Here is a 22962-nt window from a genome sequence, read left to right on the forward strand (position 1 = left end):
ACCCCTTTTGATTTATAATCAAGGCTTTAGAACAGATTTTATTGTATTTTTGTTTTCCATATCCTCAAGAGCTTTTGTCGCATCAGTCAACTTATAAACATTTGTAATCATCTTTTTGAAAAGTTCCCTGTTCTGGAGCACAACATTCACTGCCATATATAAATGTTTTGTATCGCTGACCCATACCCCTTGATATCTTAAATTTTTTCTCACAATATCATAGTAACAATCGAGTGTAACGCTGCCGTTTGGGTCACCAAAACCAAGTGATAAGTAGCTTCCACCATTTCGAACAAGTTTTATTCCCTCACTTACTGCTGATGGATGTCCCACAGCTTCAATTGCCAAATCGACTCCACGCCCATTTGTGATATCCATTATTATTTCCTGTCTTTGGCAAGCTGTAGTTGAATTTCTATCAAGCACATGCGTTGCCCCAAATTCTTCACACATTTTAAGTCTTTCTTTTGTGCCACCAATCACAATTATATTTCGTGCTCCTCTAAGTTTTGCAAAAATGATTGCATAAAGCCCTATAGGACCTGGCCCTTGAATTAGGACACTGTCACCAAAATCAGGTGAAACAATGTCAAAAGCATGAGCACACGTTGCACCAGAACATGAGGCAGATACTAAAATTTCTGGATCAACATTCTCTTTTATTTTTATCACTTTCGTATCTTTGTGAAGATAAATGTACTCCGAATAGCAGCCTCTCAAATGCGGAGGCTCTGCGCAGCTAACGCTTATCCCATATGTCCATCTGTGCGGACACAGATAGCTTTCTTTTTTGACAGCACAAAAGTAGCACCTACCACACACAACACCCCTGTCCCAAATTATCAAATCTCCCTCTTGAATTTTCTCGCCATTTATATCACGCCACTGACCTGAAATAGCATACACACGTCCAACACCTTCATGCCCTAAAATCATGGGAAGTTTTGTACGCGGGTCATTACCTCTGAACATATGCACATCAGATCCACAAACACCCGCCGCTTCAATTTTAACAAGAAGTTCACCATCAGAAGGCTTGATTAGTTCAAACTCTTTTGCTTTTAACGGCTTGTTAAATTCTTCTAATACCATTGCATAAGCTTTCATTTTACTTTGCCCCCTAAGGTTTCGGGTTTTACTGGTTCCATAGGAAAGACTTCAACTTGATTTGTCTCTTTGTTTAGCTTGCATACGTGATATATGTTGTATCTTTCATCTCTTGGCTTTGGCCACAAATCGCTGTAATTTTCGAACATCAAGTGCGGTCCTCTGCTTTCATCTCTTAAAATGCAACTTTTTACCACTGCCTCTGCACACAAAAGCATGTTTTTTAGCTCTAAAAGATATTCATACTCAACAGGCTTGATTTTTCTTGTTTTCAACTCCTCAATTTTCATAAGTGCTTTTTGAAGTCCATCCTGATGTCTCACAACACTTGCGTACAAATCCATAACCCTATTTAGTTCTGATATAGCATTCTCCAAATCAATGCCATCTTCAGCTATATAGATTTTATAGCTTTCAAACAGGCGGTTTGCTTCAGAAATTGCAGATTCTTCATCAATCGAAGTGTTTGAGGCAAATTCAAAGCTACTTTCCCCTGCTATCTTACCAAAAACCTGAGTATCCAAAAGTGCATTTCCGCCTGGTCTGTTTGCTCCATGCTGTCCGCCTGCACACTCGCCACAGGCATACAAGCCACTAATTGCTGTATTTGCATTTTCTCTAATTTTTACACCACCCTGGAAATGCTGAATTGATGGCGCAATTTCTAACATTTGGTTTCTAAGGTCAATTCCTCTTTTCAAAAACCACTCAACTGTCTGAGGATTTATTTCACAAAGTCTTTCGTATGGAGTAGATCTTTTATTTGTAAGATTTTTAACTTCTGAGTAATATCTTTGTTTTAAGTCTTCTCTTAGGTGTTTAAATTCAAAACCTTTTGGATTTTGAGTAAAGTCTAAAAACACTTTACCCCCACGGGCAATCTCTCTGAACACTGCAATGTCTATCAAACATGTCTTGTGCTCGTAGCTTATTGGCCACGTTGCACCTTTTTCAAATACATCATTGTACGCGATAGGATAATTTAATAAAAATTCTTCTCCTTTTTCATTTACAAACCTGGGGACACATCTCATTATACTTCCTGAACACGCAAGTTTTGTTTTGGGGGATGAAAGACCTATTTGAATAAACTCCATATTCACAAGCAAAGCCCCTGCACGAAGTGCCATTGCATACCCATCACCTGTCATGCGTGGTGGAAACACATTGCTTTTATAAATACTTCCTGCCCCACCTGTTGCTAAAACAATGGCTTTTGCAAGTATTATGATATTTTGATTCCCTTTAAAAGCAATTGCTCCGCAAACTTTGTTATTCACAACAATCAAATCACTTATCATCACATCTTCTAAAACTTCAATATCCTTCATCTCACCAAGCTTTCGAATCAAAGCCTTTTCTATTTGAACAGCAGTATCAGGTCCTGTAAAACATGCACGCGCATATATAGAACCGTCTGTCACAAATTGAGCAGGTACGCCATTTTCTTTTACAAACGGAACACCGAGACTATCTAAGTAAAAATAAGCATCGGCTGAGTTTTTTGCTAAAATCTCAGCCAAGTCATAATCAGAAACAAGTCCGCCAATCTCATAGATATCTTTTGCATGATATTTCCAGTTATCTTCACCTTTAGGCTCTGTTGTGGGAAGTGTGACATGGAATGCCATTCTATCAGAGTATGCAAGAGCTGTAGTACCACAACTTCCTATTTTTCCTTTACTTGCCAGCAAAACTTTTATTCTTTTTCGGCTCTCATATGCTCTTTCACACGCTGCAATTGCAGCTCTCAAACCTGCTCCGCCACTACCTACTACCAGCACATCTGCTTTGTATATCACTTTTAAACTTCACCTCTTCTTACCATTAAGATTGCCTTGGCTGGGCACAGTTCTGCACAAAGTCCGCAGCCATCGCAGTTTTGATTTACTTTAAACTTTCCATCATCCTTTTCAATTGCATCATATATGCAAACTGTGAAGCACTTGCCACAAGATGTGCATTTTTCTTTGTCAATCCTTGCAACAGCCCAGTGCGTTCTGTCAACAGAGTCCATGTCAAGAATTCTACTGCACACCTTTCCTTTAAAATCATCAATTGTGTTGTAACCTTTTCTCTCCATGTACTCTTCTAAATACTTGTTTATCTTTTTTATAACCCCATAGCCATTCAAAATAACAGTTGTGCAAACTTGAACAGCCGACGCACCTGCCAATATGTATTTGACAACATCTTCTCCATTCATGGCACCGCCGCTTGCACTGATACTACATTTCACTTTTGGCGATACAGCGCTTATCCACCTCAAACCATACATAATTGCCCACGGACCACCATGCCCTGCATAACCGCCGTGCAAAATGGGTGCTTCTTTCTCAATATCAATGTCAAGCCCTGTAAATCTATTGAACATTACAAGCCCGTCTGCTCCTGCACTGTCGAGTCTTAAGGCATCAGATCCCGGATTTGTAGATTGAGGAGTCATTTTGGGTATCACTGGTATCTTAACATTGCTTTTGACAAGTTTTGTTGTGTTGACCATCTCTTCAATTACATCCATACCAGACATTATATGCACACCGTGAGGACATGAAAGGTTTAGCTCTATCGCATCAGCCCCTGCCTGCTCCATAAGCTTGCTATACTCAAGCCATGCATCATCTGTGTAGCAGTTTATACTCGCAATAACTGGAATGCTTAGCTTTTGTTTTGCTTTGAATATAAATTCAGCATACTCTTGAGGGTTAAATTCGCTTGCCTGTTCATATGAGTAAAGCGTAAACGTGTTTTCATGCTTGACTATTTTAAACCGTGGAGTGGGTGCAATTCTGCATATTTCCTTTTGAAAAAGACTTTTTGTCACAACTGCCCCAGCACCGTTTTCTTCGCATCTTTGAAGCCTCTCCACAGTTCCAGTAATGCCAGCAGATGCAACAATTACAGGTGTTCTTAAATTCAGCTTTGCATACGTCGTTGATAGGTTTGGCATTTTTATTAAAAACCTCCTCTACTTGATTTTAATAAAGTAAGGAGTGGGGAAGCCACTCCTTCTTATTTTGGACATAAATTTATTTGTGTTTAAGATGATTATATCACCTATTCTTGATAAAGTCAATTTGTTCTTTTGTTTTTATTTTGTTTGTTGTGGATTTAATAAAATTTTAAGCGCAATGAATTATTGTTAATTACGTGTTTTATCTTCTGAAACATTTTCCTCCAGCCTTTTGTGCTCTGAATTTTGCCATCTTTTTTTGAGCAAGAAAGCTGCGGCTTTTGGCTGTCTTTGCCTTGTAAAGATTCCTTTCCTGTTGCCCATAATCCTTCGAACCTCTTGTTTTGTTGCAAAGTCTGCAAAGTTCCATATGTGTTCGCCTATCACAAAATCCAGCCTGTCAAACACCCTATGATATCTTTCAAGCATCTCACACTGATATTCCTCAGAAAACATCATTGGAGGACTTGAATGAAATCCTGCAATTGTATCTGCCCCATACTCTGTTATTATCACTGGTTTTTGATAAAGCTCAAACCACCTTTTCAGCTCCTTTTCAAGCTGGAACTCTATCAAATCCAGTCTGCCAGGATCAGAATACCATGAATAGTACCTGTTTACACATATAACATCAACAAGACTTCCCACTTTGGTCTCATCTGGAAAAGAGGATTCAACCAGCGTCACCGGTCTTGTCGGGTCAAGCTTTCTCACCTCATCTATTACTCTTTTGAAATATTCATATGCCCCATCTTCATATGTTGCAGCCTCATTTGCCACACTCCACATAATCACACTTGGATGGTTTTTATCCCTTGCAATAAGTTGTCTTATAACTTCTAAGTGATGTTCTAATGTCTTTTGGTTTACTCTCTCCGCGGTAAACACTTTTTCGTTTTTGTTAAAGAAATTCATGCCAACAGCTGGTGCCTCGTCAATTACCAAAAAACCATACTCGTCTGCCAAGTTTAAAATCTCTTCTGCGTAAGGATAATGTGATGTTCTGAATGAGTTTGCTCCTATCCATTTTAGGAGGTTGAAATCTTTCACAGCTATCACAGGGTCGTATCCCTTGCCCCTTATATCACTGTCTTCATGCTTTGCCAAACCTTTAAGATACACTGGCTTACCATTTAGGAAAAGTCTTTTGCCTTTTACCTCAACTGTCCTTATTCCCACAGGAAGATAATATTCATCTACCACCTTTTCATCGTGTATTAAAGTTACATTTAGTTTGTAAAGATATGGATTTGAAGGCTCCCAAAATATCGCATCTCCAACCTCTATCATACCCTCTGGCCCTTCGACCTTTGCTATTTGCTTTCCATCTTTGTCATACAAAGCTACTGCTATCTGACATTCATCCTTTTTTTCGCCACTTACAGCCACCTTAAAGCAAACTATACCCTTTTGACCCTCAATCTGGGTTTCAATCTTAATATCCTCAATATATGTTTTGGAAGTGGTGTAGAGCAAAACTGGTCTGTGAATACCTGAATAGTTGAAAAAGTCAAAAAGATATTCCTGAGTTTTATACCCTTCTGGATGCATTGGGTCATTGTATTCCCTTATAAACCCTGGTGGAAGACAACTCCAGTCCAAGATGTTGTTTACAACAATTGTAAGTCTATTCTCACAGCCAATTTGGGCAAATTTATTAATCTCAACTTCAAAAGGTGTTAATGATAAAATAAAAATGTACTGAAAGTGGAATATAATGATGTACAAAATTGTACATTGATATGATATCCTTTCTCATAGTGAGGAGGGATATCAAATGCAGAACTTAACAGCACATTTAAACATGATAAGGGCGATGAAAATGAAACCTAACTTTTCAGAACTTGCAAGAATATATGGGATGGATAGAAGAACAGTTAAAAAATATTATGAGGGTTATGAAGGAAAACCTAAGAATAGAAATAAACCAAGTAAATTGGACAAATACTATGATGAGATAAAATCAAAGCTTGCTATCAAAGGAGTTACAGTCAAGGGTGTTTATGAGTATTTAAAATCAAAAGATGAGACAATAGGAACATATTCAAACTTCAATAAGTATGTTAAGAAAAAAGGATTAAAGCCAGAGAAGAAAATAAAAGGTCACCCAAGATTTGAGACAGATCCAGGTGAGCAAGCGCAAGTTGATTGGAAAGAGAATATAAAGCTTGTCTCAAGAAATGGAGAGGAGTTTATCATTAATGTTCTTGATTTTAAATTAGGTTATTCAAGGTATTGCTGCTTTGAGATAAACAGGACAAAAACTCAAGAAGAATTAATAGAAACTCTAATAAGAATATTCAAAGATATAGGCGGAGTACCGAGAGAGATTTTATTTGACAATACAGCAGCAGTTGTTGATATAACAGGTGAGAAAATTAAAGTAAATTCAAGATTTAAAAGTTTTGCAAAAGACTTTGGGTTTGAAGTAAAACTGTGCAAACCAAGACATTCGTACACAAAAGGAAAAGTTGAAGCAGCAAACAAGTTTATAGATTGGATACTGCCATATCAGGGTGAATTTGAAACAGAAGAGGACTTAGTAAGGATAATAAAAGAGATAAACGCAAAGGTCAATATGCAGCCAAATCAAACAACTCAAGTTCCACCTGCTCTTCTGTTTCAAAAAGAAAAAGAGTATTTACAACCCTTGCCAGACAAAAGGTTAATAGACAGTTACCTAAATTCCTACAAGTCAGTTAAAGTCCAAAAGGACTCTCTGATTTACTACAAGGGAAGTAAATACTCTGTTCCACCCGAATACATAGGAAAGACAGTCCAAGTAAAGGAGGTGGAAAACAAAATTTATATTTATTATAACACAAACCTGTTAAGGATACATGTTATTGATGAAAAAAATATCAATTATCACGATGAAGATTACAAGCAGCTAATGCTAATGAGAGTTGGTCAAAGAGAAGAGCTTAACAAGATATGTGAGGAAAACCTAAAGAAATTTGATAATCTGTTGAAAACCTAAAGAAAGGAGAAAATCTAAAAATGAGCAACTATGTGAAACTACTTAACAACTTAGAAGAGTTAGGTCTTCACAACATAAAGAATAACCTTGACAAATACTTAGATTTAGTGGCAAGCGGAGAAAAAAGTATGACAGATGCATTATATGAACTTAGTAATTTAGAGATAAAAGCCAAAGAAGAAAGGGCGATATTAGGATGTGTGAGGGTGGCAAATTTCCCATTTATAAAAGGTATAGAAGATTTTGATTTTTCATTTCAGCCAAGTATAAACAAGCAACAGATAATGGACTTAATGAGTTTGAGATTTTTAGAGGGTAATGAAAATATACTATTTGTCGGAACACCAGGGGTAGGGAAAACGCATCTAGCCACAGCAATAGGTATAGAGTGTGCAAAACGAAGGTATTCAACATATTTTATACATTTTCAAGAGTTAATAGCCCAGCTAAAGAAAGCATTATTGGAGAACAGATTAGAGTACAGACTTAAGCATTTTTCGAAATACAAAGTTTTAATAATAGATGAGATAGGTTATTTGCCAATAGACAATGATGGAGCAAATTTATTTTTCCAGCTGATATCGAGCAGATATGAGAAGAGCAGTACAATAATAACAACTAATGTTGTATTCTCAGAATGGGGAGAGATATTTGGTGGAGCGACAATAGCAAATGCAATTTTAGATAGGCTACTGCATCATTCTTACGTGATTTTCATAAAAGGTCCTTCATACAGATTACAGTCAAAAACAGCATATTTTAGCAATACAAACCAGCAAAGTTAAGTTTATTTTTTGTACATTTTTATTTTCGATTTTTTGTTCATTTTGATATTGACATTTACAAAAGGCAAAAACCCACCTTTGTTCTGGGCTATTTCCTTACCATTTAAAAATACTCTTGCGTGATGAGTAGCACTTCCAACTCTCAAAACTATTCTTTTGTCCTTCCAACCTTCAGGTATGTAAAATGTCCTTTCATACCACACATCACCTATGTGATCTCTTATGCTCTCATCCTGGGTTATGTCATTGTAGCTTGACGGCACAGGCATCAAAATAGCATCTTCAAGGGGTTTTTCAAACCACCTCTGTTCATAGCCTTTATTGTCCCTGTCAACTTTAAACCTCCATATACCGCTTAAGTCTTTTATCTCTCTTGTTCTTGTCTCACGTGGATAAAGCATAGCTTACAAAACCTCCTTATTATGTATTTTTTACTTCTATCATAGCTCATCTCCAATAAATTCTAGCGCAAGCAATGCGTTTAATGACCATTGAGAAGCTATATTCGTTGAAATAAAAGGAATCTCAGCAACAGGCGCAGGTACAGTTGCCAATTGTAAATTTATACCTCCATCACAAATAAATTTTAGCCATGGATTTTTGTTATGGTCTAAAAACATCTGCCATATTTCTTTTTTCAATTCAGGAATATTTTTCTTCATTGCAGCAAAGGCAGCCATCCCAATATTGAGCATGTTCAACTTAAATCCAAAGCTTGGAACACCCCAGCTTTTTAAAATCTCATTTTTGTTTTCTTTAAATTCAGTATAAAAAAGGCCCTGCTGAGCACACAATTCTTCAAATTCTTTATCTTCAAAATTCTTGGCTATCTCAAGCCAAACAAGTGTATTTCCAAAACAAAATACAAAATTTGAACCACCAGTGTATTCAACAGGTTTTAACTGGGTTTTTTCAGGATCATAGTCAAATACCCCACCCGAAATAAATGCTGCTGGATTTTTCTTCAAAAAGTCCAGTATCTTTATTATCTTTTGTTTGTAAATTTCTTCCTTGTGCCTTTCCCATCTTACAAACCAATTGGCGCAAAAGGTCATAACATCCGGTCCAACCCTTATGTGTACTCTATTTTCAGGATCATTCGTAAAATACGCACGCATAGGGTCCATGTGCATAATTTGTTTGTCAATATCTTTTACATCATCCATAAGCTGCCCTATTCTTTCATCGGCAGTAAGATAATAGTAATACCTGTGAAGGTATGCCATGCTAATTCTCACTTCTTTGCAACCACATCCCCAATGAACAACATTGTGCCTTGAACCCAGTCCCTTGTATTCCCCAAGATGATACACATCTACTTCTGATGTATGTCTTGTCATTGCCTCAGCCATTTTAAATATATCAAAACGTCCTGTTCTTAAAAACATAAGCCAAAGCCAAATGTTTGGCACAAGCTCTGTGTTCTGCCAAGCATATCCACCAATATCATATTTCCACATATGTCTTACCATATCATAGCTATGCATAAAATCACCATAGTCCCAAAAACCGTACCACTTTCTTCTCTCAACTTCCTTTAGATAAAAATCAACAATAGCTGTCAGTATTCTTTCAATCTTTTCTTTCTTGGAGTTGCTATTATCCGGTAAATTTAATCCTCCAAATATCTCTGTCTCTTTATACCTTTCAGGGCTACATACAAGAAGAGGAGAAAATCCTTGCATTTTTGCATATTCCAAAAGCTGCTCACTTGTTGGAGCATAATCAAAACAGTACAGCCACAGCTCATTTGTATTAGCTATACCATAGGGAGTACTTCTATACTCATCAAACCCTTCATATGAAGAAGATGTGTATGTACCAAAATCATAGTGTCTCAAATCCATAACTTCAGCATAAGGTGGCCAAAGCCAAACTATTAAATTTGCCTCAGAAGAAGTTAAATCTTTTGCCTCAAATCCTGAAGGATATTTTTGCCAAAAATCCTTTAAAGCTACTCCAAGCCCACCATTCTCATCACCAATATATGCAAACCCCATAGATCTTCTGCCTTCTGTTGCTTTTACAAAACTGCACTGGCAAGATGTACGTTTTTTAATAACATAGTGCTCGGAAGAATCTTGAAAAAGAATAAATTCATCCCACTCTGGAGTATTGTTAATCTCCCTAATATAATGGTGGTCCTCGTCAATATCAAAATCTACTGGTTGTCCATTGACCTGATTTTGAAACATTATTTTGTATCTCTCTTTTCTGTACACATCTATCAAATTTTTTGGTGACTCACAAAAAAGTCCACTGTCCCCTCCAAATCTTACAAATCTATTGTACAGAGGAGAGTGCAAAGGAAGATCAAATTTTAAGCCCAATCCTTTTATAAAATCTTGATGGGGATTTCCGTTGTAAATAAATGTATGAACAATCTTAATTTTATCTGAATTTGCATAGAAATATAATCTCAACTCAAAAGGCAACCACCCTTGTTTGAGTAAAGAGCCATCAAATGTCATCTTGGTATTCCGCAAGTGTCTTCCCCACACCCTTATAACACATCTCAAAGGTCCGTGAGACTCTACTTTTGCACCTAATATTTGAGGAATGTATTCTTCTTCAACTTTAGTCTTATATCCTGTAAAATTAGAAATTCTTTCTGTAATAAGAATTTGCGTGAGATTAGAGCAAATAATCTTTTGTCCTACTTTTAAATATTCAATAATTTTATCTCCGGTCTTGCTAATTTTGCACTCAAGCTTGCCTGTTGTCACGCTAATATGCTCCTTGTCTTCATAAACTTCAACCATTGTTTCGAATTTTGTTACGGTATCTTCTTCAATACATGCAAAGAGCTCATCAGGTAAATTGGTGCCAAAGAAAGCAGCGTGGCTACTCACCTTTACCGACCCATCACCCCAGTATGAAAGTGCCCAGTTTTGAGTAGGAATAATACTTCCATCCTTGTTTCTGACAATAACATTTTCTGTATTCCAGAGCTGAGCTTTTTTCCATGGAATACAAAACGTTGCACCAATATTGCCTACCTGCGGTTTGACAAGCCATTTTAGCTTTATTTCTTGCATTTTTTAAGCCTCCAAATTCAATAAGTGTTTTAAAAAAAATCTCGTGCGAAATATCAGAAATGTTTCGCACGAGATTCTATTTTTAATAAAATTGTTAAGACACAGGTCCTAAGGATTGAGAATCTTATATATGTCTTCTTTGTAAGGAATATTCTTTTTATATTTACGATACAGTGCATTTACTTCTTTTATAATCTGGTCTCCTCCCTGCCTTCTCCAGTTATCAAGAACTTTCTTAAAGCCCTGGTCATTGAGCTGACCAGTAATATATTTAACGCGCGCATCCTCTATCATATTATCAAGTGTGACACCGCGTTTGATATAAGTATCTGACATACCTATCAATGCTTCTGCCGGATTTGGCACAAGAATATTGAGCTTTTCATTCAAAGCTTGCATATCTGCCTGCAGCTGCAAAAGTGGAGTCATATATCTTGGTGTTCCACCGTTTGCAGGATAAAAATGTAGAACCTGGTTAAGTCCGCTTATTTCTCTTGACAAATCTGCTGGCAAGTTTGGAATAGGATCTATTTTACCATCTACAAGTTTGTAATGTCTGTTCGGTAGTCCATAACCAAACAGATCCTGCATTGTTCTGTCGCCAAACTTATCTAATATCGACATTACTTTCTTGAATGTATTCATATCTTTTACACTTGTCTTTGAAACCATCAGATACCCCGCATAACCAGAAGTCGGCATATTTCTTAGACCATATTTACCTTTCACAGACACAACAACGTCCATTATATCTGTATCCTTTGCATCTTTTGGAATGATACCGTTGTTCTTGAGGCCATTGTAAATTCTGTTTGCAGAGTCTATAACGTCAATCTTTACTCCACCTTTACCCTGTGAGTAATAATCCTCCCATCTTGCACCTGGAACACTCGGGAAGTCATGGTTAAACAGCTTTTCTTGATACATCTTTCGCCAGAATTTTAAATTTTCTATATATGCATTTGTCAAGAAAGTTGGCACCAACTGTCCGTTTTTGTTCAATCCCCATCCATTCGGACCACCAAACCATGTGAGAGTAATATAGAATGGTCCATTGTAGTTGCAAACAATCATTCCATATGTGTCATTTTTTCCATTTTTATCTGGATCATTGTAAGTAAACTTCTTTAACATGTTGTACAAATCATCAATAGTTTCAAGCTTAGTGATACCAACATTTTTAGCCCAGTCTTTTCTATAAACAATACCATTTCTTCCCAAGGTCCTTGAACGTGGAATACCATATATTTTACCATCAATGGAAGAGTTCCACAGAACTATATCCGGGATTGCTTTTAAATTCTTATATTGCTTTATATACGGTCCAAGTTCCCAGAATGCTCCTGCTTTACATGCACCAATTATAGACGCAGTTTTTCCTGGTACATAAACCACCATTGGAAGATTTCCACTTGCTAACATAATGTTTAATTTGTCATTGTAACCATCGGCAGGTACCCATGTAAACTCCAGGTCAGTTTTTAGGTACTGTTCTGCTTTTAAAATTACTGGACTATTTGATGGCGCAGGCTCTGTCCCAAAATACTGAGCCATGATTGTGAGTTTAAACGAATACTTTGATTTTGATGCACCCAATACTCCTATTGATGTTAACAACAAACCTGCAATACAGATACTAACTACAAATAACCTCAAAATCTTCTTAACTTTACTCATAAATTAACTCCCTCCCGCTTTTTGTTTTTGAAAAATAAATTTTTGAATTTTGAATTTATCTTCTTGTTTATAACATCTCATTTTACATCTTTACATCACTCCTTCAATGAACCAATAAACATACCTTTTATGAAGTACTTCTGAAGCCATGGATACAAAAGCATTATTGGTAAAGTTGCTACGACAATTATTGCCATCTTCAGCGACTCCTGTGGAGGTTGGAAATTAGGATCAAATTGTGTTAGGTCCGAAGCAAGCGTGGTTGACAACATTACTATTTGCCTTAAAATTAGCTGCACAGGCCATTTCTCAGCATCGTTTATATACAAAAGCGCTCCAAACCATGAATTCCAATGCCCCACTCCATAGAACAAAGCAAATGTCGCAATAATAGGCTTTGAAAGAGGAAGTATTATCTTCCACAACACTTGAGCTTCTGTACATCCATCAATTCTTGCTGCATCCTCTAAATCCTGTGGCATTTCCTGGAAAAAGTTTTTGACAACAAAGAAGTTAAAGGGACTAATTGCACCTGGCAACCATAGTGCCCAATAAGAATTTAAGAGACCCAGGCTTTTTACCAGCAAATATGTAGGAATCATTCCTCCACCAAAAAGCATTGTAAATATTATGCCATTTAAGACAATACTTCTGCCTATAAAGTGCTTTTTTGAAAGAGCATATGCCATTGTAAATGTGAAAAACAGATTTACCAAGGTACCTCCTACCGTGATAATCACACTGTTGAGCATACTACGAAGAAAATAGTTTGAAGCAAAAATAAATTTATAGGTGAGAAGAGTAGGATTATGAGGAATTATAAAGAATGTCCTCGTTTTTATTTCTGAATCTGGAGCAAAAGATGCAGCCAAAACGTATAGGAAAGGTAAAACAGTTATTATCGCCCATATTCCAAGGAATATATGATTAAAAACATCAAAAATAGTACTTGCTACTGTCTTATTCTGTCTCATTTTTGACACCTCTCAAATTCTTGAATAAAGATTAGAACAATGAAGTTTCAGTAAATTTCTTGGACAGATAGTTAGAAACCTGAATCAAAATCAGTCCAACAACAGACTTAAAAAGACCAACCGCTGTACTGTAACTGTACGCTCCTTGGGTAACCCCTACTTGATAAACATATGTGTCAAACACTTCTGCTACCGACCTGTTAATAGGATTTTTCATCAAAAATATCTGTTCAAAGCCAGTATCAAGAAGATGTCCCAATCGCAAAATGAAAAGTATGATTACCGTACTCATAATTGAGGGTATTGTGATATGCCACGTCTGCTGCCACCTCGTTGCCCCATCCACAATAGCAGCCTCATATAATGTTGGGTCAACATTTGATAGTGCTGCCAAGAAGATTATTGTTCCCCATCCTGCTTCTTTCCATATGCTCTGAATTATTATAAGAGGTCTGAACCATCTTGGATCTGTCAAAAATTCAATTTTTTTACCTGTTAAGCTATACAGAATATTATTTATAACCCCTGCCTCACTTGAGAGAAGCACGTATGTAATACTTGCTATGACCACCATTGAAACAAAGTGAGGAACATAAACACACGTCTGGACAATTCTCTTATAAACCTGATTTCGCACCTCGTTGATCAGTAGCGCTAAAATAATTGGCACAGGGAAATAGAAAAGTATATTGTAAAATGAAATTAACAGTGTATTTCTAAACAGCATCGGAAAATCAGGGTCGGTGAAAAGTGTTTTAAAATGCTCAAAACCTACCCACGGACTTTTCCAGAACCCTAAAAACGGATTAAAATCTTGAAAGGCAACTACTATACCAAACATTGGAATGTACCTAAAAATGATGAAGTACAAAATACCCGGTAGAGCTAAGATATACAGCCATTTGTCTTTTTTCAGTCTTTTCCATATAGAAGTGGTAGCTGTCATTAAATCATTCTCTCCCTTCTTTTTTGGTCCCTTGATAATATTGTTTTTCATCAGATTTCCATTATTTTTGTCGGTATTAATATTGAGATTTGAATTTTGTTTTTGGTTTAATTTTATTTTAATACTTTGTTTTTGTTGTGTCAATACCTATTTTTTTATTTTATTTTTGAACAGCTACAAAGATTTTTTTACTTTGAAAGTGAGCTAAATATTGCTACAAGGAAAGACTTACAAAACCAAAGGCAGTCACCTCTCTTCCAAAAAGAATGATTTGCCCAAAAAATTGAGCTTTAAAATATTCATTCTAAAGAAACAATAGCAACTGGAGGCAACAATCCTGATTGGACCATTTCCAGGTCAAATTTTAGAGAAATAGAAAGATAAAAGTTCTTCTCTGCCTCTTTTCTTAATTTTTCCAATTTTTCTTGTGTTCCAAGTAGAGCTGCTGCAGGGGTGTTTTGAACTTCAATCACAAGTTCATTCTCACCAATTTTCAATGCCTCTGTTATATCCCACATAAAAGGCGAAAAAGCTCTTACACCAAGATATCTTTTATTTAACCAAACCTTTGCAGAGTACTTTACATTGGGGCAGTTGAGGAAAAGATGTTTATTTTTAATAAAGTCATCATGAGAAAACGAAAATATTTTTCTATAAACTACACTGCCAGAATAGTCACCAAAGCCCAAGCTTTGCCAATCTTTTAAATCTGAAAACAAAACAAAATCTTTATCAAAATGAATTTCCCAGTTATCGTTTAATTCCAAGACTGTTCTCGGTAAGCTTCCAAGCAGTGTTGTTTTTTGAATTCCATCTACATACTCATCACTTGCTATTAAAACCAAAGTCTGATATGGATGTATATAGAGTTCTAATTGTATGTTTTTTTTATTACTTTTGATATTTGAAACCATTAAAAATTTATTCTGTATATGATCCCATATATATACATTTTTCTTAGAAAATTTTAATATTATCTTACCCAAAAATGAAGTACCTGAAACATTGAAGAGAAAAATCAGATTATTGCCTTCTATTCTTTTATGAAGAACTCTAACATCTTTGCTGTCTACAACAGTGACATCTTTTTCAACCATTTTTGAAAGCTGCTCGATACTTTCAACAACCACACCTATTTCTCTATCTACAAAGTGGAAAAACGATGTAAAGGTTTTGTTATAAACAAACAAAGGAGAGTTCTCGAAGAAAATAATCTTCCCTCCTTTGCTTGAGAAAAGCTTTAAAAATCTGAACAGATCTTGTGGCAAATACTTTATAGGCGGAAGAATAACAATGTCGTATTCTTTTCTATTGTTAGCGTATATTCTATGGTTTTTAATTTCCAGATATTCTAAAAGAGAATGGTCAAAAAAATCAAAATCAATCTGGTTCTCTAAAAGTGCATTGCCAATTTCCATTGCTTTTGAAGCAGACATATTTTCACCTGCCCACAGATCCGGTGTAGGAAAGTAAACCAGAACCTTTGTACAAGGGGTGCTTACATAGAGAAGATATGAAATGGTATTAATATACTTAATTACCTCTGGAAAGAAATAATTTTGCGGATGGTCATAAAGATACTTGAAGATTGAGGTCAAAAATAGATTTATGTCCATTGCAAACTGGTAATCAACTACCCATTTGATTTGCTCAACAGATATACCTTGTCCATATACTGCAAAACTCTCTGAAAAGGTCTGAGCAATATTTTTAATATGAGAAACAGAAGAAGCGTATTTAGGGAATATTGCTTTTTTGTCATACCAGATTTGTCTCCAAATTACATCAATTGCTGGAATATGAACATACTTCATATGCGAAAAGAACTGTCCTTCAGATTTGGTAAGGTGTTCTATCATATCTTCATGATTTAGATGTACTACAAATTTGAGGCCATTTGCCTCACACCATTTGTAGATCTGCTTAAAGAAAGTATTTGTAAAAATATTGCTCCATACATCCCAGTAATCTGCTTTTACTCTTTTTATTTTTTCATCTAATTGCTCTTTAAAGAAATACGGTATGTACTTTTTAACGTCGTATCCTTGTTCATTGTAAAATATATCAAATATATTATCCGTATATGGTAGTCCAGAAATAGAATAATCAGGTTCGTCAGCGAAAAATCCAATTATTGTCTTTCCAAATTCATTTCCCATATAAGCTTTATATTTTTCATATACCTCACTTATGAATAGATTGACAGCTTCATAGTCAAGATAATCACAAAGTGAAAATGTAGTATCTTTTGCACCTGTTGGATGGTGAACGTATCTTGTTGGAGATGTCCTGTAAGCTGAAGATATTACTTTTATTTGCCAAGTCGAATGATAGGGCAAGTATAAAAATCCGCTACTAAATTCAAGCTTTTCAAAAGCAAAGTATTTATTCTGGTTCATGTCTTTGGCCAAAATCCCAATTGTACCAGAGTGAGGTTCAACTTCACATAAATTACCCTCAATAATAAACTCCTTCTCAACAATAATAGCCTTCATCCTTTTGTGAGGATACTTCTTATTAAAAGTTTCGCCAGCAAAGCCACTTGGATATGTCCCTTCATCGGCAATCCACACTTTAACTCCTCTTTTTTTAGCTTGGAGAACTGCAAATTTTACCATTTCAAACCAACCATGTGTCAAATATTTAGGCGAAACATTGTGTCCTACTGCAATTAATACTTGCTTAAAGCCAAGATTTGAAATATAATCAAGCTCAGCATTTATTCTGTTCTCGTTCATCTCATCAGAAAAAATCCACCAATGAATAATACTGGCAGTAGCTGGAGGGTTGTTGATTTCATCAAAAAGAGAATTCAATTTTATACTCTCATTCATTGTATGTTTCCCCTTTCACATTTATTAGATTGATTTTGGCTTTATTTAATAAAAATTTTATACAAAAACATTTCAAATATCAATAAATATTAAATAAAACCACACAAAAATAAAACCTCCTTCTATTTTATCACTATAGAAGGAGGTTTATTTATATTCTTTTTATAAAAGGATCTTATTCAACTATAAACGGAAGAAGTGCTAAGATTCTTGCGCGCTTGATAGCTCGTGTTAGCTGTCTTTGATGTCTTGCACAGTTGCCAGTTGTTCTTCTTGGCATTATTTTGCCTCTTTCTGTGAGGAATTTCTTGAGCCTGTTCACATCTTTGTAATCTATCTCATATATTCTCTCAACACAGAATGAACATACTCTCTTTTTCTTTTTCTGTCTTGAGCTAACTCTTTCCATTGTTTGAGTAGCTTGAGCTTGCTGCTGATTTTGATTGTTGTTCAAACCTTTTCCCTCCTTTTTTCTTAAATTTCCACTTTATCTAAAATGGCAGGTCATCTTCTATACCCTCATCAACATCATTATTTTTTGATGGAATTTTTACATCCTCTTCAAAAAAGTTTTCAAGTTCGCTTTCAATTGTCTCATCATCTAAGTCAGGCAAAATAATGTCTTCTTTTACCTCTGCTTCGCTGTCAACAGGTACATCCTTAGGTTTTGGTTCTGCAAAATAAATCTCTTCCGCCACAACCTCAGTGATGTAGTGACGTCTATTTGCCTCATCATCCCACGTACGAAGCTGAAGTCTTCCTATTACCACAACTTGCCTTCCTTTTTTGAGATAGTTTTTTGAAAACTCGGCAAGCCTGCTCCACGCAACAATCGGGATAAAATCGGCATCCTGGTCATTTTCGCGTTTAAAACGTCTGTTGACAGCAAGCGTGAAGTTTGCAACGGGGGTATTGTTGGCAGTAAGCCTAAACTCAGGGTCGCGCGTTAAGCGACCCATCAAAATAACCTTATTCAAAAAAGCCGCCCCCTCTTATTTTTCAAGCTTTACAATCAAGAACCTAATAACCCCATCTGTAATTCTGTAAACCCTCTCAAGCTCGCGTGGGAACTCAGGCTTGCTTGTAAATTGCATCAGCACATAATACCCTTCTGCGTGCTTGTCAATCTTGTAAGCAAGCCTTCTTTTTCCCCACTCTTCAACATTTAAAAGCTGTCCATTGCTTGAGATAAGATTTTTGAACTTTTCGATGAGGTTAGCTCTTGCCTCATCGTCAAGTGTGGGGCTTATTATAAATACTGTTTCATACTTTCTCTCAACCACAACTTTCACCTCCCTTTTAGACTTAAAGGCCCCCAAATCACCTTTTGGGAGCAAGGGAAGAAAGAATTTTTATCTTCCCACAACATGCAGTATTTTATCATAAAATGCGCTTTAAAGTAAATAACCTATTTTTACTTTGAAAAATATGCGTGAACCTCTTTTAGGATCTCTCTTATTGGAAGGTTCTGTGGACATTTTGTCTCGCAGACACCACACTCAACACAATTTTCTGCTCTCTCTTTTTCTTTTTTTGCATAATCATTTTTCATCTCCTGATACATGTTATACATGCTTGCCTGATTGTAAATGCTAAAATTCCAAGGAATATCAACACCCTGTGGACATGGCATACAGTATTTGCACTCTGTACAGTTGACTTTCCTCAGCTCATTATACTTTTGAGCAACCTTTTCAACAAGCTCAAGTTCCTCGTCAGTCAAATTTCCCACTTCATATTTACTTGCATATTCAATATTTTCTCTTAATATTTTCTCTTACCTGCTCGAGCGTACTCATACCGCTTAGCACAACCGACACTTCTTTTTGGTTCCACAGCCACGAAAGTGCCCACTCAACAGGTGTTCTTTTGATAGGTGCTTTTTCCCAAAGCTGTTTTATCTCTTGAGGCGGCTCTTTTGCAAGCCTTCCACCCAAAAGTGGCTCCATGATGACAACTGCCAATCCTTTTGCGGCTGCGTATTTGAGCCCCTCTTCCCCTGCCTGATAGTTTCGGTTGAGGATATTGTACTGTATCTGGCAGAACGTCCAGTTGTAACTATCAACAATCTCTTTGAATGTAGCTACATCGTCATGGAACGAAAACCCAATATATTTTATTTTTCCCTCAAGAAGCACTTTTTCAATCCACTTGAAGATGTTCATCTCTTTTAACTTCTTCCAGTGGTCTTTGTTAAGAGCATGCAAAAGATAAAAGTCAATATAGCTTGTATCAAGTCTTTTTAGCTGCTCATCCAAAATCCTATCAGCATCATCAAAACTATTTACCTGCCAGACAGGAAGTTTTGTTGCAACCTTAACCTTTTCTCTATATCCTCCTTTCAAAGCTTTACCTACAACAACTTCGCTGTTGCCACCATGGTACACATACGCTGTGTCAATGTAATTGATTCCATTGTCGATTGCAAAATGCAGCATTTGGGTTGCTTTTTCTTCGTCAATCTTCGAATAGTCACCATCCAAGATTGGTAACCTCATTGCACCAAATCCAAGAGCAGACACCATAAAGCCTGTTTTCCCAAAGGGTCTGTACTTCATTTCAAAAACCCCTCCAGTGTATGGTTTATTTAAAAAATGCTTTATGTTTATATTTTACCTTACTTTAAAAAGCATTTAAACACAAAAAAGCTGCAGAAAATTTTCTGCAGCTTTTAGATATTTTCACAAATAATTTTTCCCATTTGCTTTGTTCCAACAAGCTTACAATTTTCTGTGTAGATATCTCTTGTTCTATACCCTTCTTTGAGAGCAATCTTCACAGCATTTTCTATAGCCTTTGCAGCATCTTCCATGTCAAAGCTGTAGCGCAGCATCATCGCAGCAGACAAAATTGTTGCAATCGGGTTTGCCAAATCCTGACCTGCAATGTCAGGTGCTGTGCCGTGTATTGGCTCGTAAAGTCCCACACTGCCCTCGCCAAGTGAAGCTGAGGCAAGCATACCAATCGACCCTACTATCATTGATGCCTCATCAGACAAAATGTCACCGAACATGTTGGAAGTAAGTATAACATCAAACTGTGATGGGTCTTTTACAAGCTGCATTGATGCATTGTCAACATACATGTGAGAAAGCTCCACATCCGGATAATCTTTTGCAACCTCCTCAACAGTTTCTCTCCAGAGCCTTGATGATTCTAATATGTTTGCCTTGTCAACAGAGGTTACCTTTTTCCTTCTCTTTCTGGCAGATTCAAACGCAACCTTTGCGATTCTTCTAACTTCACTTTTTGAATACACCTCTGTGTCATAAGCCACTTCATCGCCATCTTTTACTTCTCTTCCCTTTGGACCAAAGTACATGCCACCAATTAGCTCTCTTACAACCAGAATATCAATGCCTCTTGATACAATCTCTTTTTTGAGAGGTGATGAATCTCTTAACTCATCATACAGCACAGCAGGACGCAGGTTTGCATAAACTTTTAGTCCTCCTCTGAGCTTCAAAAGAGCTTGTTCAGGTCTCAAATTTCCGGGAAGATTATCCCACTTTGGTCCACCAACAGCACCCAATAATGTTGCCTCACATTTTTTAACAAGTTCTAAATCTTCCTCTCTAATTGGCACACCATACTTGTCGATTGCACATCCGCCAGCGTCAATGAAGATATATTCAAATTTAACTCCAAATTTAGAAGATATCTTATCAAGAACAATTAGCGCTTGTTCAATTACTTCAGGACCTATTCCATCTCCAGGAATTACAGCTATCCTATGCATCTTTTTTCAACTCTCCTTTTACAAACTCTATAAGTCCGCCTGCTTTCATGATATTTTGCATAAACTCAGGAAAGGGTTTTGCTTTAAACTCTTTACCTTTTGTTAGATTTTTAATTATTCCATTTACAAGGTCAACTTCCACCTCATCTCCAGCTTCTATACCATCTACTGCCTCTTCGCACTCAACAATTGGAAGACCAATGTTTATCGCATTTCTGTAAAATATCCTTGCAAACGACTTTGCAATAACACATGAAACCCCACATGCCTTTATTGCAATTGGTGCATGTTCCCTTGAAGATCCACATCCAAAATTTTTCCCAGCAACCAAAATGTCACCTTTTTGAACCTTGTTCACAAACTCTTTATCTAAATCCTCCAAACAATGCTTTGCAAGTTCATTAGGATCAGATGTGTTAAGATATCTTGCAGGAATAATAACATCTGTATCGATATTATCATAATACTTGTGAGCTTTACCTTTGAAAATCATCTATTCTTCATCTCCTTTCATTCCAAGCTCTTCAGGTGAGCCAATGTAACCTAAAACTGCTGATGCTGCTGCAATTGCAGGCGATGAAAGATAAACCTCACTATTTGGATGACCCATTCTGCCAACAAAGTTCCTATTTGTTGTAGCAAGAGCCTTCTCACCATCTGCTAAAATTCCCATGTGTCCACCAAGGCATGGACCACAAGTTGGTGTTGAAACAACACATCCAGCGTCTATGAATATCTCAATGAATCCCTCTTTTAATGCCTGTTTGTATATATTCTGTGTTGCAGGGAATATAATACATCTGAGCCCTTTTTTAACCTTTCTTCCTTTTAAGATCTTTGCTGCAATCCTTAAGTCTTCAATTCTGCCATTTGTGCAAGAACCAATCACAACCTGGTCAATATAAATCTTTTCTGTTATCTCATCAATCGTCTTTGTATTCTCTGGAAGATGTGGAAAGGCAACTGTGGGTCTAATTTTTGAAATATCAATCTCAAAGACCTGTGAATACTCTGCATCCTCGTCTGCCTTGAATATCTTATAAGGCTTTGTAGAGTGCTGTTTTACATACTCTATTGTCTTTTCATCAACCTCAAATATGCCATTTTTCGCACCTGCTTCAATTGCCATGTTAGCAATGGTGAACCTGTCATCCATTGAAAGTGATTTTAAACCTTCTCCCGTGTATTCCATTGACTTGTAAAGTGCACCATCAACACCTATCATACCAATAATGTGAAGGATGATATCTTTTCCCGATGTCCAGCCAGTTTTTTTGCCGTAGAGAATAAATTTAATGGCCTCTGGAACTTTGAACCAGCACTTTCCTGTTGCCATTGCACATGCCATGTCAGTAGAACCAATTCCTGTTGAAAAAGCACCAAGTGCACCATATGTGCAAGTATGCGAATCCGCACCAATTACCAAATCACCCGGCACAACAAGTCCTTTTTCTGGCAAGAGTGCATGTTCAATACCCATCTCGCCAACTTCAAAATAATTTGTAATCTCATACTTTTTAGCAAACTCTCGAACCATCTTGCACTGCTGAGCAGACTTTATGTCTTTGTTTGGAGTAAAATGGTCGGGAACTATCGCAATTTTATCTTTGTCAAAAACCCTGTCAATCCCTATCTTTTCAAACTCCTTTATTGCAACAGGTGTTGTAACGTCATTCCCCAAAACAAGGTCAACATTTGCAAAAATCAAGTCTCCAGGTTCAACATATTCTTTTCCTGCATGGTATGCCAAAATCTTTTGTGACATTGTCATCGGTTTTGTCATATTTAAATTTCACCCCTTGCTCTTATTTTGAAATTTATTTTAGTATACCTGTATACAGTTTTCAATTATTTATTTTTTTATTCTGATAAAAAATATCATGTTTTTTGCAAACAAAAAGGGGCTTTCCAAGAAAATTTATGTTATAA

The 22962-nt window shown here is 36.5% G+C and carries 18 protein-coding genes and 1 pseudogene; 2 read left to right on the plus strand and 17 right to left on the minus strand.

Features of this window, described 5'->3' with window-relative positions:
• Positions 1 to 18: 18 nt before the first annotated feature.
• From ATHE_RS10460 to uidA, 4 genes are all read right to left on the minus strand, one after another.
• Complete coding sequence (locus ATHE_RS10460) at positions 19 to 1107, minus strand: zinc-binding dehydrogenase (protein WP_015908436.1); 1089 nt, start codon at positions 1105 to 1107, stop codon at positions 19 to 21.
• Positions 1104 to 2909, minus strand: coding sequence for an FAD-binding protein (locus ATHE_RS10465; RefSeq protein WP_015908437.1), 1806 nt, complete (start codon positions 2907 to 2909; stop codon positions 1104 to 1106). The genes ATHE_RS10460 and ATHE_RS10465 overlap by 4 nt, the downstream gene beginning before the upstream one ends.
• A gap of 2 nt (positions 2910 to 2911) precedes the next feature.
• Positions 2912 to 4057 (minus strand): 4Fe-4S binding protein, encoded by a 1146-nt coding sequence (locus ATHE_RS10470; protein WP_015908438.1) that lies wholly within the window; start codon positions 4055 to 4057, stop codon positions 2912 to 2914.
• 192 nt (positions 4058 to 4249) lie between these two features.
• On the minus strand, positions 4250 to 5788 hold the full coding sequence (gene uidA, locus ATHE_RS10475) for a beta-glucuronidase (protein WP_015908439.1): 1539 nt from the start codon (positions 5786 to 5788) through the stop codon (positions 4250 to 4252).
• 49 nt (positions 5789 to 5837) lie between these two features.
• Between uidA and istA the strand changes: the two genes are divergently transcribed.
• Together istA and istB are read left to right on the plus strand one after the other, a co-directional pair.
• On the plus strand, positions 5838 to 7040 hold the full coding sequence (istA, locus tag ATHE_RS10480; RefSeq protein ID WP_013429593.1) for an IS21-like element ISCbe3 family transposase: 1203 nt from the start codon (positions 5838 to 5840) through the stop codon (positions 7038 to 7040).
• A gap of 20 nt (positions 7041 to 7060) precedes the next feature.
• Positions 7061 to 7825 (plus strand): IS21-like element ISCbe3 family helper ATPase IstB, encoded by a 765-nt coding sequence (istB, locus tag ATHE_RS10485; RefSeq protein ID WP_015906876.1) that lies wholly within the window; start codon positions 7061 to 7063, stop codon positions 7823 to 7825.
• A gap of 2 nt (positions 7826 to 7827) precedes the next feature.
• Here istB and ATHE_RS10490 read toward each other — a convergent pair whose 3' ends face one another.
• From ATHE_RS10490 to leuC, 13 genes and pseudogenes are all read right to left on the minus strand, one after another.
• On the minus strand, positions 7828 to 8226 hold the full coding sequence (locus ATHE_RS10490) for a sugar-binding domain-containing protein (protein ID WP_015908440.1): 399 nt from the start codon (positions 8224 to 8226) through the stop codon (positions 7828 to 7830).
• Positions 8227 to 8265: 39 nt separating this feature from the next.
• A complete protein-coding gene (locus tag ATHE_RS10495; protein WP_015908441.1) occupies positions 8266 to 10863 on the minus strand; it encodes an exo-rhamnogalacturonan lyase family protein in 2598 nt (865 codons plus the stop codon).
• Between the two features lie 108 nt (positions 10864 to 10971).
• On the minus strand, positions 10972 to 12540 hold the full coding sequence (locus ATHE_RS10500) for an extracellular solute-binding protein (RefSeq protein ID WP_015908442.1): 1569 nt from the start codon (positions 12538 to 12540) through the stop codon (positions 10972 to 10974).
• 95 nt (positions 12541 to 12635) lie between these two features.
• On the minus strand, positions 12636 to 13514 hold the full coding sequence (locus tag ATHE_RS10505; RefSeq protein WP_015908443.1) for a carbohydrate ABC transporter permease: 879 nt from the start codon (positions 13512 to 13514) through the stop codon (positions 12636 to 12638).
• Positions 13515 to 13545: 31 nt separating this feature from the next.
• Positions 13546 to 14511 (minus strand): ABC transporter permease, encoded by a 966-nt coding sequence (locus ATHE_RS10510; protein WP_015908444.1) that lies wholly within the window; start codon positions 14509 to 14511, stop codon positions 13546 to 13548.
• Positions 14512 to 14759: 248 nt separating this feature from the next.
• The gene (locus ATHE_RS10515; protein WP_015908445.1) at positions 14760 to 17294 is read right to left on the minus strand and encodes a glycosylhydrolase-like jelly roll fold domain-containing protein; all 2535 of its coding nucleotides are present in this window, start codon (positions 17292 to 17294) and stop codon (positions 14760 to 14762) included.
• Between the two features lie 175 nt (positions 17295 to 17469).
• Entirely contained in the window at positions 17470 to 17703 is a 234-nt protein-coding gene (rpsR, locus tag ATHE_RS10520) for a 30S ribosomal protein S18 (RefSeq protein ID WP_035168561.1), read from the minus strand.
• Between the two features lie 82 nt (positions 17704 to 17785).
• Positions 17786 to 18271 (minus strand): single-stranded DNA-binding protein, encoded by a 486-nt coding sequence (locus tag ATHE_RS10525; protein WP_013412642.1) that lies wholly within the window; start codon positions 18269 to 18271, stop codon positions 17786 to 17788.
• Positions 18272 to 18286: 15 nt separating this feature from the next.
• Complete coding sequence (gene rpsF / locus ATHE_RS10530; protein ID WP_015908447.1) at positions 18287 to 18577, minus strand: 30S ribosomal protein S6; 291 nt, start codon at positions 18575 to 18577, stop codon at positions 18287 to 18289.
• A gap of 131 nt (positions 18578 to 18708) precedes the next feature.
• A pseudogene (locus tag ATHE_RS10535) lies at positions 18709 to 19852 on the minus strand (aldo/keto reductase).
• Positions 19853 to 19965: 113 nt separating this feature from the next.
• The gene (gene leuB, locus ATHE_RS10540) at positions 19966 to 21033 is read right to left on the minus strand and encodes a 3-isopropylmalate dehydrogenase (protein ID WP_015908448.1); all 1068 of its coding nucleotides are present in this window, start codon (positions 21031 to 21033) and stop codon (positions 19966 to 19968) included.
• On the minus strand, positions 21026 to 21526 hold the full coding sequence (gene leuD, locus ATHE_RS10545) for a 3-isopropylmalate dehydratase small subunit (protein WP_015908449.1): 501 nt from the start codon (positions 21524 to 21526) through the stop codon (positions 21026 to 21028). The genes leuB and leuD overlap by 8 nt, the downstream gene beginning before the upstream one ends.
• Positions 21527 to 22816, minus strand: coding sequence for a 3-isopropylmalate dehydratase large subunit (leuC, locus tag ATHE_RS10550; protein ID WP_015908450.1), 1290 nt, complete (start codon positions 22814 to 22816; stop codon positions 21527 to 21529).
• Positions 22817 to 22962 lie beyond the last annotated feature (146 nt).

Origin of the sequence: Caldicellulosiruptor bescii DSM 6725 (assembly GCF_000022325.1) — a bacterium.
Taxonomy (GTDB): Bacteria; Bacillota; Thermoanaerobacteria; order Caldicellulosiruptorales; family Caldicellulosiruptoraceae; genus Caldicellulosiruptor; species Caldicellulosiruptor bescii.

What these genes read in the sequence shown, in the direction of transcription:
- istB (WP_015906876.1), top strand. Translation starts at nt 7,061, where the DNA reads ATGAGCAACTATGTGAAACTACTTAACAACTTAGAAGAGTTAGGTCTT.
- ATHE_RS10515 (WP_015908445.1), bottom strand. Translation starts at nt 17,294, where the DNA reads ATGAATGAGAGTATAAAATTGAATTCTCTTTTTGATGAAATCAACAAC.
- ATHE_RS10460 (WP_015908436.1), bottom strand. Translation starts at nt 1,107, where the DNA reads ATGAAAGCTTATGCAATGGTATTAGAAGAATTTAACAAGCCGTTAAAA.
- ATHE_RS10505 (WP_015908443.1), bottom strand. Translation starts at nt 13,514, where the DNA reads ATGAGACAGAATAAGACAGTAGCAAGTACTATTTTTGATGTTTTTAAT.
- rpsR (WP_035168561.1), bottom strand. Translation starts at nt 17,703, where the DNA reads ATGGAAAGAGTTAGCTCAAGACAGAAAAAGAAAAAGAGAGTATGTTCA.
- ATHE_RS10495 (WP_015908441.1), bottom strand. Translation starts at nt 10,863, where the DNA reads ATGCAAGAAATAAAGCTAAAATGGCTTGTCAAACCGCAGGTAGGCAAT.
- ATHE_RS10490 (WP_015908440.1), bottom strand. Translation starts at nt 8,226, where the DNA reads ATGCTTTATCCACGTGAGACAAGAACAAGAGAGATAAAAGACTTAAGC.
- istA (WP_013429593.1), top strand. Translation starts at nt 5,838, where the DNA reads ATGCAGAACTTAACAGCACATTTAAACATGATAAGGGCGATGAAAATG.
- ATHE_RS10500 (WP_015908442.1), bottom strand. Translation starts at nt 12,540, where the DNA reads ATGAGTAAAGTTAAGAAGATTTTGAGGTTATTTGTAGTTAGTATCTGT.
- leuB (WP_015908448.1), bottom strand. Translation starts at nt 21,033, where the DNA reads ATGCATAGGATAGCTGTAATTCCTGGAGATGGAATAGGTCCTGAAGTA.
- leuC (WP_015908450.1), bottom strand. Translation starts at nt 22,816, where the DNA reads ATGACAAAACCGATGACAATGTCACAAAAGATTTTGGCATACCATGCA.
- ATHE_RS10510 (WP_015908444.1), bottom strand. Translation starts at nt 14,511, where the DNA reads ATGAAAAACAATATTATCAAGGGACCAAAAAAGAAGGGAGAGAATGAT.
- leuD (WP_015908449.1), bottom strand. Translation starts at nt 21,526, where the DNA reads ATGATTTTCAAAGGTAAAGCTCACAAGTATTATGATAATATCGATACA.
- ATHE_RS10470 (WP_015908438.1), bottom strand. Translation starts at nt 4,057, where the DNA reads ATGCCAAACCTATCAACGACGTATGCAAAGCTGAATTTAAGAACACCT.